The 13,789-nt window shown below is 57.3% G+C and carries 15 protein-coding genes and 1 tRNA gene; 9 read left to right on the forward strand and 7 right to left on the reverse strand.

Annotated elements, in window-relative coordinates; all coding sequences use genetic code 11:
- Positions 1 to 35: 35 nt before the first annotated feature.
- The gene (gene grxD, locus AC07U5_RS20075) at positions 36 to 371 is read right to left on the reverse strand and encodes a Grx4 family monothiol glutaredoxin (RefSeq protein ID WP_062424286.1); all 336 of its coding nucleotides are present in this window, start codon (positions 369 to 371) and stop codon (positions 36 to 38) included.
- Between the two features lie 187 nt (positions 372 to 558).
- Between grxD and AC07U5_RS20080 the strand changes: the two genes are divergently transcribed.
- A complete protein-coding gene (locus AC07U5_RS20080) occupies positions 559 to 1,275 on the forward strand; it encodes a polysaccharide deacetylase family protein (RefSeq protein ID WP_112953900.1) in 717 nt (238 codons plus the stop codon).
- 12 nt (positions 1,276 to 1,287) lie between these two features.
- Here AC07U5_RS20080 and AC07U5_RS20085 read toward each other — a convergent pair whose 3' ends face one another.
- On the reverse strand, positions 1,288 to 1,551 hold the full coding sequence (locus AC07U5_RS20085; protein WP_112953898.1) for a hypothetical protein: 264 nt from the start codon (positions 1,549 to 1,551) through the stop codon (positions 1,288 to 1,290).
- Between the two features lie 153 nt (positions 1,552 to 1,704).
- Between AC07U5_RS20085 and AC07U5_RS20090 the strand changes: the two genes are divergently transcribed.
- Positions 1,705 to 2,859 carry a hypothetical protein gene (locus AC07U5_RS20090; RefSeq protein ID WP_494724047.1) on the forward strand — a complete coding sequence of 385 codons (1,155 nt, stop codon included), beginning with the start codon at positions 1,705 to 1,707 and terminating at the stop codon, positions 2,857 to 2,859.
- 71 nt (positions 2,860 to 2,930) lie between these two features.
- Here AC07U5_RS20090 and AC07U5_RS20095 read toward each other — a convergent pair whose 3' ends face one another.
- From AC07U5_RS20095 to AC07U5_RS20105, 3 genes are all read right to left on the reverse strand, one after another.
- On the reverse strand, positions 2,931 to 3,164 hold the full coding sequence (locus AC07U5_RS20095; RefSeq protein ID WP_003516012.1) for a BolA family protein: 234 nt from the start codon (positions 3,162 to 3,164) through the stop codon (positions 2,931 to 2,933).
- A 19-nt stretch (positions 3,165 to 3,183) separates the two neighbouring features.
- A complete protein-coding gene (gene purL, locus AC07U5_RS20100) occupies positions 3,184 to 5,418 on the reverse strand; it encodes a phosphoribosylformylglycinamidine synthase subunit PurL (protein WP_494724048.1) in 2,235 nt (744 codons plus the stop codon).
- A 114-nt stretch (positions 5,419 to 5,532) separates the two neighbouring features.
- Complete coding sequence (locus AC07U5_RS20105; RefSeq protein WP_494724049.1) at positions 5,533 to 6,945, reverse strand: aminotransferase-like domain-containing protein; 1,413 nt, start codon at positions 6,943 to 6,945, stop codon at positions 5,533 to 5,535.
- Between the two features lie 94 nt (positions 6,946 to 7,039).
- Here AC07U5_RS20105 and AC07U5_RS20110 point away from each other — a divergent pair, with 94 nt between their 5' ends.
- From AC07U5_RS20110 to AC07U5_RS20130, 5 genes are all read left to right on the forward strand, one after another.
- Positions 7,040 to 7,333 carry a DUF1127 domain-containing protein gene (locus tag AC07U5_RS20110; protein WP_113225859.1) on the forward strand — a complete coding sequence of 98 codons (294 nt, stop codon included), beginning with the start codon at positions 7,040 to 7,042 and terminating at the stop codon, positions 7,331 to 7,333.
- 225 nt (positions 7,334 to 7,558) lie between these two features.
- Positions 7,559 to 7,633: transfer RNA gene (locus AC07U5_RS20115), tRNA-Glu, on the forward strand.
- A gap of 89 nt (positions 7,634 to 7,722) precedes the next feature.
- On the forward strand, positions 7,723 to 8,307 hold the full coding sequence (locus AC07U5_RS20120; RefSeq protein WP_494724050.1) for a hypothetical protein: 585 nt from the start codon (positions 7,723 to 7,725) through the stop codon (positions 8,305 to 8,307).
- Positions 8,308 to 8,372: 65 nt separating this feature from the next.
- Positions 8,373 to 8,816, forward strand: a complete 444-nt coding sequence (locus AC07U5_RS20125) for a VOC family protein (RefSeq protein WP_274101316.1) — start codon at positions 8,373 to 8,375, stop codon at positions 8,814 to 8,816.
- A gap of 75 nt (positions 8,817 to 8,891) precedes the next feature.
- Positions 8,892 to 9,434, forward strand: a complete 543-nt coding sequence (locus AC07U5_RS20130) for a lipocalin family protein (RefSeq protein WP_494724051.1) — start codon at positions 8,892 to 8,894, stop codon at positions 9,432 to 9,434.
- Positions 9,435 to 9,519: 85 nt separating this feature from the next.
- Here the strand turns inward: AC07U5_RS20130 and tyrS are convergent, their stop codons facing one another.
- Entirely contained in the window at positions 9,520 to 10,773 is a 1,254-nt protein-coding gene (tyrS, locus tag AC07U5_RS20135) for a tyrosine--tRNA ligase (protein WP_494724052.1), read from the reverse strand.
- Between the two features lie 174 nt (positions 10,774 to 10,947).
- On the opposite strand from tyrS, the gene AC07U5_RS20140 reads away from it, so the two are divergent.
- Positions 10,948 to 11,493, forward strand: coding sequence for a GNAT family N-acetyltransferase (locus AC07U5_RS20140; RefSeq protein WP_144620465.1), 546 nt, complete (start codon positions 10,948 to 10,950; stop codon positions 11,491 to 11,493).
- 99 nt (positions 11,494 to 11,592) lie between these two features.
- Here the strand turns inward: AC07U5_RS20140 and AC07U5_RS20145 are convergent, their stop codons facing one another.
- The gene (locus tag AC07U5_RS20145) at positions 11,593 to 12,270 is read right to left on the reverse strand and encodes an alpha/beta hydrolase (RefSeq protein WP_062441481.1); all 678 of its coding nucleotides are present in this window, start codon (positions 12,268 to 12,270) and stop codon (positions 11,593 to 11,595) included.
- 211 nt (positions 12,271 to 12,481) lie between these two features.
- On the opposite strand from AC07U5_RS20145, the gene AC07U5_RS20150 reads away from it, so the two are divergent.
- A complete protein-coding gene (locus tag AC07U5_RS20150) occupies positions 12,482 to 13,651 on the forward strand; it encodes a cysteine desulfurase family protein (protein ID WP_494724053.1) in 1,170 nt (389 codons plus the stop codon).
- The last annotated feature ends 138 nt before the right edge of the window (positions 13,652 to 13,789 follow it).

Below are 13,789 nucleotides of genomic sequence, written 5' to 3' on the forward strand. Positions count from 1 at the left end.
TGACAATCAGGGTGGGCCGGATGAACCGGCCGAAATCAGGCCGCGCCGCGGACGCTGATACCCTGTTCTTGGAATTGGCTTTGAAGTTCGCCGGACTGGAACATTTCTCTTACGATATCGCAGCCGCCGAGGAATTCACCCTTGACGTAGAGCTGAGGGATCGTCGGCCAGTTGGAATAGTCCTTGATGCCCTGACGGATATCGGCATCGGCAAGGACGTTGACGCCCTTATAGTCCACGCCGAGATAATCGAGAATCTGGACCACCTGTCCGGAGAAACCGCACTGCGGAAACTGGGGCGTGCCCTTCATGAAAAGAACGATGTCGTTGCTCTTCACTTCGTTGTCGATCAGGTCGTGAATGCCGCTCATGGCTGTATTCCTTTCACATGCGGGTCAAGGCCGCTGCTTCGTTCGCTCTTAAATAACATGGAATATCGTTATTTCCAGTCGCAAAGGCGAAAAAACCAAGGGCGGTCGGAATTGGAACAGACAGTCATGATGCTGCCCCGAAGGTGTGGTGCCCTGATGCTCCATTCAACCAACGCCGAGGCCCGACATGCGCAAATTTGGTGTTTGGATCATCGCGCTGGTGGTGATCCTGCTCTTAGTGTTTGGGCTGTTCCAACTGAGCAAGGCGCGTGGCTATCAGCTGTTTGGAACGATCGTGCCGCGGGTGGAGACGAGCGAGCCCCTCGTGGCGCTCACTCTCGATGATGGCCCCACACTTCGCTATACGCGCGACGTCTTGAACCTGCTGGATGGAAAGAACGTAAAGGCGACATTCTTCCTCACAGGTCGGGAAATGGAGGAAACGCCAGCGCTCGCGGCCGATATCGTCCGGCGCGGTCACGAGATCGGCAATCACTCCTTCTCCCATTCCAATATGAGCCTGATGGGCTTCGACAAGGTGCGCGACGAGATCGAGCGAACGGATCGCGCCATTCGTGCGGCGGGGTATCAGGGCGAAATCTATTTTCGGCCACCCTACGGCAAGAAGCTGCTGACCCTGCCGTGGTACTTATCGCAGACCGGGAGGACTTCAATCACCTGGGATGTCGAGCCGGAATCCTACCCAGACATCGCTGAGGATGCAGATGCGATTGCGGAGTACGTGATCCAGAACGCCAAGAGCGGCTCGATCATTCTGCTGCATGTCATGTATCGAAGCCGCGAAGCGTCTCGCCAGGCTCTACCCAAGATCATCGACGGTTTGCGGGAGCGTGGCTTCCAGTTTGTCACCGTGTCGGAACTGATGAGGCACCAACAGAAGTGACACGAATTGCGGCTATCTCGCGCGTTGCTTGCTGCGCGCGGCAGCGGTCCGGCGTTTGCTGACCTGCCTCTTGGCGGGCGTCGGCTTTTTCTTTCGCACAGGTTTTTCGCCGAGGGCTGCCTCCAGAATGCCGCCAAGGATACCGCCGCCGAGCGATGTGCCGGCTTTCGCCTTTCCTCTTGCCCGTCGTGTCTTCCGAACGCCTGTCTTCGACAGGATCTCCGACATGGCGCCCTTCACGACACTCCCGATGATCTGATCAACGATTTTCGACAAGATCTTCTCCGCTCCGCAACAAAATCCTCTGGGCCGCTTATGATATAAAACATAATTAAGCCACGGTGTTTACTATATGGGCGACACCCATTGTATCAAGCGATCCTTTTGGGCTCTTCGCAACCTTCAGGTTTTGAACCCTTGGCTCGTTTTATGGCGTCTGTCTCCTCACGTCTCGTTTTCTATTTCCCCGGCTTTGATCCTTTGGATGCTGCCGCTCATCACCGTCGCTATGAGCGCAGTGCCGCTCAATCCGGCAAGACCTTTGGTCTCCACTATGGGGTCGGTCCGGTTCAAGAAGTTGAGGCTGGTAGTTGCGTAGAGGCGGTCTCGATCTCCGACGGTCAGAAGACGAAAAGCACCATCTATATTCATGACCATAACAGAATCATTTATGACCTAAGAGCGCCTCCCATCTGGAAGCAGGTTCTGCTCGGCTTCAAGGCCGGGGCCGAGATTATCACCAGCGGCGCGGCATTCCGATACTTTCGTCACGCCTGGCGTTTCGGCCTATTTTTCCTTTTTCCCTATCTACTCATCTTCACGGGCCTCCTGCTCGCGGCGTTGATCGCGGTCTTGCCGCTGCTGCTGCATGTTTCGCCGCTCCTCTGTCTTTTGAGCGTGCCAGCAGCATGGCTGTTCTTCTACAAGGGCGTCATCCCGTTCTCCGGGCGATTTCACACCTTGCATCTGTTTGCCGACTGGCGGTTTGCGCTGATGGTGGGCCGCGACGAGCCGGTCGCGCGTGCCTGGATCGAGGACAAGGCGCAGAAGGTCCTGCTCGCTCTCCAAACATCCTCAGATGAGGTGCTGTTTGTATCGCACAGCATGGGCGCGAGCCTGGCGCTGGCGGTGGCGGGGCGTGTGCTGGAATTGAAACCGGATGCGTTTGATAGACGCAATGTCTCTTTCGTGACTTTGGGCGGTGCAGCACTCCAATGCGCTTTCATTGCCAAAGCCACGCGCCTTCGCGACAGCATCGGGACGCTTGCGCGCCACGGCGAGGTGACATGGTTCGATATCCAGTGTCTGTCCGATCCCATCCATCTCTACAAATGCAACACGGCGCACCTGACCGGGCATGGCGATGCTGGCCAGCCCAAGATCGTGCGGATCAAATTCAAGCATTCGCTTTCGGACGAGCGCTATCGCAAGAACAAGCTGAACTTTCTGCGCATGCATCGCCAATATGTGCTGGGATCGGACCGAAAGTCCGGCTTCGATTTTACGCTGCTGACAGCCGGTCCGCTGCCGGCTGCGTCCTTTGTCGGCCTGAAGTCCGACGTGCCGCCGCCAGCGTTTCAATAAACACAATGCCGCAACGAAAAGGCCCGCGTGACGAATATCACGCGGGCCTTTTGTTGATCAGCGAAAGAGCCTTATTCAGGCGCGGAGGTCTGCAGCGCCAATGCGTGCAGGACGCCACCCATATTGCCCTTCAATGCGTCATAGACCATCTGGTGCTGCTGCACGCGCGTCTTGCCCTTGAAGGCGTCTGCCACGACTTCAGCGGCGTAGTGATCGCCGTCACCGGCCAGATCGCGGATGGTGACCTTAGCTCCGGGAATTCCAGCCTTAATCATGTCTTCAATGTCGCCGGGCTTCATGGGCATGGTGTCTACTCCTCAATTCTTATTCTGCTGCGACGAGTGTCTCGCCGTCCATGAACTGAGGGAACCACGATTCATGGGCATTGCGCAATTCTTTAATCTCGACCGCGCGCGCCGTACCCAGCTTTACCGAAGAGCCGCCGGTCTTGCCAATAACGGCGAGCGAAACGCCTGCCGAAGCAGCCTGCGCCTTGACGGTTTCGAGATCGGACTGCTTGACGGTCAGGACATAACGGCCCTGATCTTCGCCATAGAAAGCCAGGATCGGGTTGTTGCCGGATACCGTTTCGATGGTCGCGCCGATGTCCGATGCCATTGCCATTTCGGCAATCGCTAGAGCGAGGCCGCCGGAGGAGCAATCGTGAACCGCGCTCGTCAGGCCTGCTGTGATGACGGTGCGAACAAAGTCGCCGGTCTTCTTTTCGTTGTCCAGATCGACATGCGGGGCAGGGCCATCGATGCGGCCATGAATGTCGCGCATGTAAACCGACTGGGCAATGTGGGTACCAAGTCCCTCAGGCGCGCCAGCGAGCAGAATGACCTCGTCAGCTGCAGCAAAGCGAATACGCGCCATTTTCGACCAGTCCTTCAGAAGGCCCACGCCGCCGATGGTCGGGGTCGGCAGGATAGCCTGGCCGTTGGTCTCGTTATAGAGCGAGACGTTGCCCGATACGATCGGGAATTCCAGCACCTTGCAGGCTTCGCCGATACCCTTGATGGCATGGACGAGCTGGCTCATGATCTCCGGCTTTTCTGGATTGCCGAAGTTCAGGTTATCGGTTGCCGCCAGTGGCAGTGCGCCGGTGGCGGTGATGTTGCGCCAGCATTCGGCCACAGCCTGCTTGCCGCCTTCGAAGGCGTCTGCTTCCACATAGCGCGGAGTGACGTCGGAGGAGAAGGCAAGCGCCTTCGTCTCATGGCCCTCGACACGCACAACGCCCGCGTCGCCGCCCGGCAGCTGCAGCGAGTTGCCTTGGATCAGCGTGTCATATTGTTCGTAAACCCAGCGGCGCGATGAATTGTTGGCCGAGCCGACAAGCTTGATGAGCGCATCTGCAATATCGGTTTCCGGAATGTCGTTTTCGGAAAGCGGCGCGGAGACCTTTGCCGGTGTCCACGGACGGTCATATTCCGGTGCCTGATCGCCCAGTTCCTTGATCGGCAGATTGGCGACTTCCTCGCCATTGTGCAGAACGCGGAAGCGCAGATCGTCGGTGGTCTTGCCGACGATGGCGAAGTCCAGTCCCCACTTGACGAAGATCGCCTTGGCGACCTCTTCCTTGGAGGGCTCGAGAACCATGAGCATACGCTCCTGGCTTTCGGACAGCATCATTTCGTAGGCGGTCATACGCTCTTCGCGAACCGGAACCTGATCGAGATTCAGCTCGATGCCGAGATCACCCTTGGCGCCCATTTCGACGGCGGAGCAGGTCAGACCTGCGGCACCCATGTCCTGAATGGCGATGACGGCACCCGTCTTCATCAGTTCCAGGCAGGCTTCCAGCAGGCACTTCTCGGTGAAGGGATCGCCCACCTGAACGGTCGGACGCTTCTCTTCGATAGACTCGTCGAATTCCGCAGAGGCCATCGTTGCACCACCGACGCCGTCACGACCGGTCTTGGCGCCGAGATAGACGACAGGAAGACCAACGCCCTTGGCTTCCGACAGGAAGATGGCATCGGACTTTGCCAGACCGGCTGCGAAGGCGTTGACGAGGATGTTGCCGTTGTAACGCGGATCGAACTCCACTTCGCCGCCCACCGTCGGAACGCCGAAGGAGTTACCATAGCCACCAACGCCGGCAACGACGCCTGCCACAAGGTGGCGGGTCTTCGGGTGGTCAGGAGCGCCGAAACGCAGCGCATTCATCGCGGCGATCGGGCGCGCACCCATGGTGAAGACGTCACGCAGAATGCCGCCGACGCCGGTTGCCGCACCCTGATAGGGCTCGATATAGGATGGGTGGTTGTGGCTCTCCATCTTGAAGACGACGCAGTCGCCATCGTCGATGTCCACCACGCCGGCGTTCTCGCCAGGCCCCTGGATGACGCGCGGACCTTTGGTCGGCAGCGTCTTCAGCCACTTCTTCGATGACTTGTAGGAGCAGTGCTCGTTCCACATGGCGGAGAAGATGCCAAGTTCGGTAAAGGTCGGCTCGCGTCCGATCAGGTCGAGAATGCGCTGATATTCATCGGGCTTCAGCCCGTGGGATGCAACGAGTTCCGGGGTGATCTGAATATGATTTGGAAGTGTCATAGGTCTCACGGGGTTCGAGCCGGTACGGGAATTTCCGGTTCTTTACCCTAAGACATGCATTCTTGCGACAGGAAAATGCCTCAGCAGGCCTTCAATTCAGCGTCTTCGTCGCCTCTATTCAATGCTGTCGTAGCCCGCAGAACCGTTGTCGAGCAGCCTTCTGAGGACACCGAGCCCGCGTTTTAATTCGTCATGGGTCTTGGGCAGCGAGAAGCTGATCCGCACCCGATGGAAGATCCGGTCGGTTCTGGCTGGCTTGAACTCGTCTTCATCGTCGATCAGGACATTCTCGTTCATCGCCGCATTGCGGAAGGTGCCGGAAAGCCAGGGTTCGGGAAGTTTCACCCAGACGAAAGCGATGCCCGGCGCGCTATTGAAATCCACCCCCTTCAAGGTTTCGCTGACGATGGCTTTTCGCGCCTCGATCTCCTCGATGCATCCCTTTCGAATGCCGTCCGCATCGCCGCTGATCACCAGTCGCGCAGAAAGCTCCGCCATCAGGAAGGGAATGCCACCGGTCAGCATCTTGTGAGCCACGCGAATGCGCGTGACGAAGGCGGGCGGGCAGGCCACCCAGCCGCCACGCAAGCCCGCGCTGACCGATTTTGAAAGGCCGTTCACAAGGAACGTTCTGTCCGGCGCAAGTTCGGCGATCAGCGGTAGGGGGTTGCCGGTCATTGCGCCGTAGAGATTGTCTTCGACGATCCAGACATTGTGGCGATGGGCGATCTCGACGATTGCCTTGCGGCGCTTAAGCGGGAGTGTTGAGCAGGTTGGATTTTGACCGGCAGGCATCAGAAAAACGATCTTCGGGTGCTGCTGTGCGCAGATCCGTTCGAACTCGTCCGGGATGATGCCTTGGGCATCAATATCTACGATCGATATCCGCCGACCGGAAAGCGAGGCGGCGCGGCTGATTTGAGAATAGGTGACGGGTTCGAAGACGATGCGGTCCCCGGGCGCGGTCATGGCGGTGATGATGCTCATCACGCCCGCATGGGCGCCAAGCGTTGTGACAACATGTTCCGGCTTGGGAGACCAGTCTTGATGGGAAAGCCACCTTGCACCCGCTTCCGCCCAGAAGGATGGGAAGGAGCGGGTGTAGTCCATGATCTCGGACGGCTTTTCCCTGACAATGTCGGTCACATGCGATGCGATGACCTCCTGTTGGCCATTATCCGGCGCTGCGGTGCCATTGAAGGCGATCTGGCCGGGCGCCGCCAATGACACCCTTGTGCCGCCGAAGGGGCTCTCGGCCGCCTTCTGCGCCGCCTCTGCAGGCTTGCGGTCATTCACATAGGTTCCGCGACCAACTTCGCCGCTGACGAGGCCACGCTCGTGAATTAGCGAGTAGGCTCGGCTAATGGTGCCGATCGTAACCCCCAGGTCGAAGGCGAGATTTCGTTGCGGCGGTAGTTTTGTGCCCGGAGCCAGAACGCCATCTTCAATCGCAGATTCGATATGGTCGGCAAGGCGGACATAGATTGGGCCGGAGCCCTCGGCGAGGTTTGGAAGCCAATTTGTCATGGTGACAATATATGCATTGTACCCCTATATATGTCAATTGTATTGATTGTCTCGAAGATCAAGCAGAAGGGCAGAACGCCAGGCAGGTACAATCATGCGCAGGATGGAAGAATATCTAGCAGTAGCGGAACAGGAGAGCGTTGAGCCGACACCGGCAAGGTTTGTCCGCGATCAGATGACACCCGCCAGGCTTTTTATGCCGACGGAAACGCAAAGCGTTCTCGCCCGCGTGTTGCAGCGCCTCGCCTTCTGGTATGTCAAACGGCAAAGCCGGCTGAGCCTCTACGATCTTTCCCCTGAACAACTCGCAGATATCGGGCTGTCCCGAACGGAAGCCTATGAAGAGACCCGAAAGGCGTTCACATTGAGCTGGACGCGTTTTCTCTGAGGACCTGCTTCTCGATGCGGATACGCATCGAGATGAGAAGCCCGCAGCACCTGTCCCAACCGGTGCAGCGGGCTTTTTGCTATCGAACAAGCTTTTGTTTTGAATAGGTAATCCTTGTTATTCAGGGCGTTGCGACTGCGATGTCATTTTTTTGTCAAATCCTGCATTTTACCGCTTGCGGTATCGAAAACCTCTGACTATAAGGGCGCCACAAACCAAGCGCACGCGCCCTTCGTCTATCGGTTAGGACGTCAGATTTTCATTCTGAAAAGAGGGGTTCGACTCCCCTAGGGCGTGCCACTTGGCTTTGTAATCCCCCTTAAAATTGCCTTTCCCAACATCTATTCGTCGCGTTCTTGTTGCCCTGCACGAACTGCACGAGGACGCTCATGACTGCCCGCTTGTGTCTCATCGGCGGATCTTCCCATGCAGGGAAGTCTACGCTGGGTGAGGCCGTCGCCAACTATCTCGGTTGTCGTTGCATTTCGACCGACAGTCTGGCGAAGCATCCTGGACGGCCCTGGCGCGATCCGCCTGAGCTACCGCCACCGCATGTCGTTGAACATTATCGCGATCTGGCGCTGGATCAGATGATGCAATCCGTGCTCGCCCATTATCGCTCCATGTGGAGCCCACTCGTGCTGCCTCTGATCGAGAGCGGAGAGCGTCTTGTCTTAGAGGGCTCAGCACTTCTGCCGGAACTCGTTTCGCAGTTGGATATGCAGCATGTGCGGGCAATTTGGCTCGTTGCTGCCGAGGGCGTGCTGGAGCGCCGGATCGGAGCAGAGAGCGATTACGATTCGCGCGATCCCGATCCACGGTTTCTGATCGACAAGTTTGCTCAACGGGCGGTCGCGTTCAATCGCTTCGTCGGCGAGGAGGCATCACGTCTCTCCTTGCAAAAGATTGAGGTGGGTCGCGAGACCTCGGTCAACGAACTGCTACTCCAGCTTTGCCTGGAAGAAACCAAGTAAGGTTTGCAGTTGACCCTGTCCGCCATTGCGTGATGTTTGTGAGCGTCATTCTGGGAGGATTTTTCGTGACATCGAATGTACCGTTTTCGCTTGTGGGAATAGATCACGTCGTGCTGCTGGTCGACGACATGGAAAAGGCTCTCACCTTCTACCATGAGGTACTGGGATGCCGGCCCGGCTATTCCTATCCGGCACTCGGCATGGAGCAGGTTTGGTGCGGCGCGTCGCTGATCGTTTTGTGGGATATCACTCACCCAGGCGGCCAGAAAGCTGCGCCACCGGTGGCCGGTGGACGAAATGTCGATCATATCTGCATCGCGACGGGACCGTTCGAGCACGATGCATTGCGAGCGCACCTGGAACATCATGGCGTGATCATCGAGCGTGAGGCGATGCATGGCGGTGCACGTGGAATGGGGCATTCCTTTTATATCCGCGATCCTTTCGGTAATTTGTTGGAGGTGAAGGGACCGGCAGAATATCCGGATGGGCGCGCTGTGACCGCCTGATCCTCATCACCATCTTGTTGATGCAACCGCTCTGGAAGCCAAGCGTTTCCGGCGACACCTTTGCGGAGAACCAGCATGAACACACTGCTTCGATGGGCCAGCGCAGGCCTCGTCTCGTGCGCCTTGGGCATTAGCTTCTTTTCCCCAGCGCAGGCCGAGATGGCGAAAGCGCCAGCGGTTGCGCAGACCGACATGTCGCACTACCGAGGGAAGTGGCTTGAAATTGGCAGAACACCCATGTGGCTGACCGATGGCTGCGTGGCAGGCTATTCGATTTATAAGCCTGGTTCCTCGCCCGGGCAGGTGCTGGTTGAAGATGGATGCCGCGAAGGATCGCCGACCGGAAAGCTCAAGACGGTCGAAGGTATTGGGACAATAACGGACGCGAAAACGACCAAGGCGAAGATGCGGGTTCGCTATCCGCTCTTCATCACCTTCAATTACTGGGTGCTCTACAACTCGCCGGACAATACGTGGTTTATCAGCGCAACGCCGGACCTGGAGAATCTGTGGATTTATTCTCGCTCCGTGCCGTCTAAAGCCAAGCTGGCTGTGATGGTCAAGAAGGCAAAGGAACTCGGCTATGATACCTCGAAGCTCGAGTTTCCCGAGTTTTGATGTCGCGAAGTGTGGGGCCGCGTTGCATTGCAGCTTGGGATGATCTGAGGGCCGCTTTCGCAGCCCTTAGACTTTGGCAAATGGATCAGGCTGGGCGCACCAGAATGTGCTTCTTCTTGCCAAGCGAAAGCTTGATGACGCCATCTGCTGTCACTTCGCCCGAGCCGATAAGTTTGCGCTCGTCCGAAACGTTCTCGTCGTTGATGCGCACCGCACCACCCTGAACGTGCCGACGGGCTTCGCCGTTGGACGCGGCAAGACCGGCACGCACGATCAGCGAGAGAAGACCAATGCCTGCTTCCAAGTCTGTCTTCGGCACTTCGATCGACGGCAAGTTGTCGGAAAGCGCACCTTCCTCGAAAGTCTTGCGAGCGGTTTCGGCAGCCTGTTCTGCGTTTTCCCGACCATGAAGCATCGCGGTGATCTCGGTCGCCAAGATCTTCTTGACCTCATTGATCTCCGAACCGCCCAGCGCTGAAAGCCGAGCGATCTCGTCCATTGGCAGTGTGGTGTAGAGTTTAAGGAAGCGGGAAACATCCGCATCTTCCGTGTTGCGCCAGTACTGCCAGAAGTCGTAGGCCGACAGCATGTCGGGGTTGAGCCAGACAGCGCCGTTGGCCGACTTGCCCATCTTCGCACCTGAAGATGTGGTCAGAAGTGGCGAGGTCAGCGCGTAAAGCTGCGGCGTTCCCATGCGATGGCCGAGATCGATCCCGTTGATGATGTTGCCCCACTGGTCCGAACCACCCATCTGCAGCCTGCAGCCAGTGCGCTTGTTCAGCTCTACATAGTCGTAGGCCTGGAGAATCATGTAGTTGAACTCAAGGAACGACAACGACTGCTCGCGGTCTAGGCGTGTCTTGACGCTTTCGAAGGACAACATGCGGTTGACTGAGAAATGCCGACCGACATCGCGCAGGAACTCGAGATAGTTGATGTCACGCAGCCAGTCGGCGTTGTTGATCATCAAGGCTGGCTTATCCGCGCGATCGTAGTCGAGGTAGTTCGAAAACACCCGTTTGATCGAGGCGATGTTGCTCTCGATCGTATCGATGGTCATCAACTGACGCGCTTCGTCCTTGAAAGACGGATCGCCCACCATGCCGGTGCCGCCGCCCATCAGCGAAATTGGCTGATGGCCTGTCTTCTGCATCCAGTGCAGCATCATGATCTGAATGAGGCTACCCGCATGAAGGCTGGGCGCCGTCGGGTCATAGCCGATATAGGCAGTCACGGTTTCCTTGGCGAACAGTTCGTCGAGACCTGCCTCATCGGAGATCTGGTGAATGAAGCCGCGCTCATCGAGCGTGCGGAGGAAATCGGACTTGAACCTGGACATAACCTTTTTCTTTCTGGGATTAGTCGTGACCTTCACTGCATTTCAGTGAATGGCAGCGGCTTTATCATTGTTTTTTGGAAATTACACCCGTTTCGGCCATGAATGTTCGCTTCGATGGACGCTTACTCGCTACGGGGTGGGCGATAGCGGTACGGCAATGGAAAGGTAGGAAAAATGCGCGAGCAAGTCATACTCGAGACTGAAAGGCTGAAAGTGACAATGTGGGCGCCCGGTGACGTCACGCTTGTCCATCAACTGCATTCAACAATCGAGACGACTCGCTATCTCACGGGATCGGCGCCCTGGAGCAACGAGAAATGCGAAGAACGATTGTCGCGCTGGATCGATGATCACCACAGTTATGGCACCACGAAGTATAAGCTCCTGTCACGTGACGACGATCGTTTTCTAGGAAGGGCAGGTTTCTCCTTCTTTGGAGGCGAGCGGCCCGATTTCGAATTGGGTTATTCGCTTTGCCAGACGGAGTGGGGCAGGGGCTATGCGACAGAGATTGGCATGGCATTGCGAAACTGGTTTTTCGACCGAAAGATCGCCGACAAGTTCATCGCCTTCACCCACCCGGACAACATCGCCTCTCAGAAAGTGCTGACCAAGATCGGCATGCGACCGTGCCAGTCGATGACCGTCGAGGGGCTCGTGTGTCCGACATTTGAATATACGGCTGCCATGCATAACCAGATCGCAGCGCGATTGAGTTGACGTGAGTTCGGTCCGGTCAGAGCATCAGGCTTGAGATTAAGCACTGTTCCAACAAAAAACCGCCGGAGTGACCGGCGGCTTTGAAGGTTCTTTCGGTTTTTAGCGGATGCGCTTGGCCGCGGGCTCCGGCACCAGTTCGCCATTCAGGCGACGGTCGAGATAGTCGCCGCATTCGCTCATCAACTCGTCCACCTTGCCGCTGAAGAAGTGGTTTGCGCCAGGCACGGTGCGGTGGGTGATGAGAATACCCTTTTGGGTCTTCAGCTTTTCCACCAGGCCGTTGACGTCCTTTTCCGGTGCCACCTTGTCCGCGTCGCCATTGATGATCAGGCCGGACGACGGGCAGGGGGCCAGGAAGGAAAAGTCGTAGGTGTTGGGCTGCGGGGCAATCGACATGAAACCTTCGATCTCCGGACGGCGCATCAGAAGCTGCATGCCGATCCAGGATCCGAAGGAGTAGCCAGCGACCCAACAGCTCTTGGAATCAGGGTGCAGGCTCTGCACCCAGTCGAGCGCGGACGCAGCGTCCGACAATTCGCCAGCGCCATGATCGAACTCACCCTGGCTGCGGCCGATGGAGCGGAAGTTGAAACGCAACGTCGTGAAACCGCGCTTCTGGAACATGTAGAAGAGCTGGTAGACGATCTGATTGTTCATCGTGCCGCCAAACTGCGGATGCGGATGAAGAATGATGGCGATCGGTGCGCTTTTTTCCTTGGAGGGCTGGTAGCGGCCTTCGAGACGACCTGCGGGGCCGTTGAAAATAACTTCAGGCATAGGTACTCCGGTCGGTTTTTATGTTTCTGACTCTTTCCCCGCGCAAGAAGACTTGACGTGGATGGTCAGCTTTTCTAAAACCTAGTTTAGAACTGTTCGAAACTTGCGTTCCGTGGCGCTGTTGGTGGTGTCATAAGGCAAGGGTGACGGAAATTTCAAGGAAAATGCGCTCTGAGGCGCGAATGATCGGGATAAAGGCACGATTTGCGCCATGGGCACAGCGGAGCGCACATATCTGGACTGGAATGCGACAGCACCTTTGCTGCCGGCCGTCCGTGATGCGCTTGTTTCTGCTCTCGATCTATCCGGCAATCCGTCGTCTGTTCATAAGGAAGGACGTGCCGTTCGCGCCGCCGTCGAGGCTGCGCGTCGGAATGTGGCTGCTTTGGTCGGCGCTGATGCATCGCACGTCGTTTTCACCAGCGGCGCAACGGAAGCTGCAAATCTTGTGCTGTGCCCGCACTTTAAAATGGGCCGTTCACCCTTAAATATAAGCCATCTCTACGTATCCGCCATCGAGCATCCAGCCATTCGGGAGGGCGGACGGTTCAGTCGGTCCGCAGTCACGGAAGTTCCGGTGACGGAGCAGGGGCTGCTCGATATCGAAGCATTGGAAAGCCTGCTTTCGCGACACGACCGGGCATCGGGCCTGCCGATGGTGGCGTTGATGCTGGTCAACAATGAGACAGGCATCATACAGCCAGTGAAAGATGCGGCGCGGCTCGTTCATGCTGCCGGTGGCTTGCTTGTGGTCGATGCCGTCCAGGCGGTAGGGCGCATCCCGGTGGAGATCGAAGCGCTGGACGCAGACTTCTTGATCGTGTCGTCACACAAGATCGGTGGCCCGAAAGGTGTTGGCGCCCTGATCTCCCGCGGTGAAGTGATGATGCCTTTGCCGCTGATCCATGGTGGCGGGCAGGAAAAGGGTCATCGGTCTGGTACCGAGAACACGCACGCTATTCTCGGCTTTGGTGTGGCCGCAAAAGAAGCGGCGCGGATGCAAAAGGCGGAAAGCGCACGTTTGGCGTCGTTCAGGACCCGGCTGGAAGATGGAATGCGGGTCTCCGCGCCGGATGTCATCATCCACGGTGCGGATGTCGCGCGCGTCTGCAACACGACCTTCTTCACGCTTCCCGGCTTGAAGTCGGAAACCGGGCAGATTGCCTTTGATATCGAATGTGTCGCTCTCTCCGCAGGTTCGGCCTGCTCTTCGGGTAAAGTCGGAGAGAGCCATGTGCTGACGGCCATGGGGCAGGATCCGAAGCTCGGTGCTCTGCGCATTTCACTCGGGCACGCGACAACGGTAGATGATATAGAGAAGGCGGTCCGCGCCTTTAGCAAGATTGCAGGACGGCGCAAGCTTTCCGGTCAGGCAGCCTGAGGGCTGGGATAAACTGCGAAATGTCAAAATTTCGCTTGCGGTGCGGTGGGAAAAACGCCAACCCGCTCTTAAATAAACGCATGAAAGCGCTGGCCTCAGATGGCTCCCGCATTTATGTGAAGCGCGAATGAAGACGGG

Source organism: Agrobacterium sp. GW821-FHT02D03 (assembly GCF_059421725.1).

What these genes read in the sequence shown, in the direction of transcription:
- AC07U5_RS20145 (WP_062441481.1), bottom strand. Translation starts at nt 12,270, where the DNA reads ATGCCTGAAGTTATTTTCAACGGCCCCGCAGGTCGTCTCGAAGGCCGC.
- AC07U5_RS20090 (WP_494724047.1), top strand. Translation starts at nt 1,705, where the DNA reads ATGGCGTCTGTCTCCTCACGTCTCGTTTTCTATTTCCCCGGCTTTGAT.
- AC07U5_RS20130 (WP_494724051.1), top strand. Translation starts at nt 8,892, where the DNA reads ATGAACACACTGCTTCGATGGGCCAGCGCAGGCCTCGTCTCGTGCGCC.
- AC07U5_RS20080 (WP_112953900.1), top strand. Translation starts at nt 559, where the DNA reads ATGCGCAAATTTGGTGTTTGGATCATCGCGCTGGTGGTGATCCTGCTC.
- AC07U5_RS20095 (WP_003516012.1), bottom strand. Translation starts at nt 3,164, where the DNA reads ATGCCCATGAAGCCCGGCGACATTGAAGACATGATTAAGGCTGGAATT.
- AC07U5_RS20120 (WP_494724050.1), top strand. Translation starts at nt 7,723, where the DNA reads ATGACTGCCCGCTTGTGTCTCATCGGCGGATCTTCCCATGCAGGGAAG.
- AC07U5_RS20150 (WP_494724053.1), top strand. Translation starts at nt 12,482, where the DNA reads ATGGGCACAGCGGAGCGCACATATCTGGACTGGAATGCGACAGCACCT.
- purL (WP_494724048.1), bottom strand. Translation starts at nt 5,418, where the DNA reads ATGACACTTCCAAATCATATTCAGATCACCCCGGAACTCGTTGCATCC.
- grxD (WP_062424286.1), bottom strand. Translation starts at nt 371, where the DNA reads ATGAGCGGCATTCACGACCTGATCGACAACGAAGTGAAGAGCAACGAC.
- AC07U5_RS20110 (WP_113225859.1), top strand. Translation starts at nt 7,040, where the DNA reads ATGCGCAGGATGGAAGAATATCTAGCAGTAGCGGAACAGGAGAGCGTT.
- AC07U5_RS20140 (WP_144620465.1), top strand. Translation starts at nt 10,948, where the DNA reads ATGCGCGAGCAAGTCATACTCGAGACTGAAAGGCTGAAAGTGACAATG.
- tyrS (WP_494724052.1), bottom strand. Translation starts at nt 10,773, where the DNA reads ATGTCCAGGTTCAAGTCCGATTTCCTCCGCACGCTCGATGAGCGCGGC.
- AC07U5_RS20105 (WP_494724049.1), bottom strand. Translation starts at nt 6,945, where the DNA reads ATGACAAATTGGCTTCCAAACCTCGCCGAGGGCTCCGGCCCAATCTAT.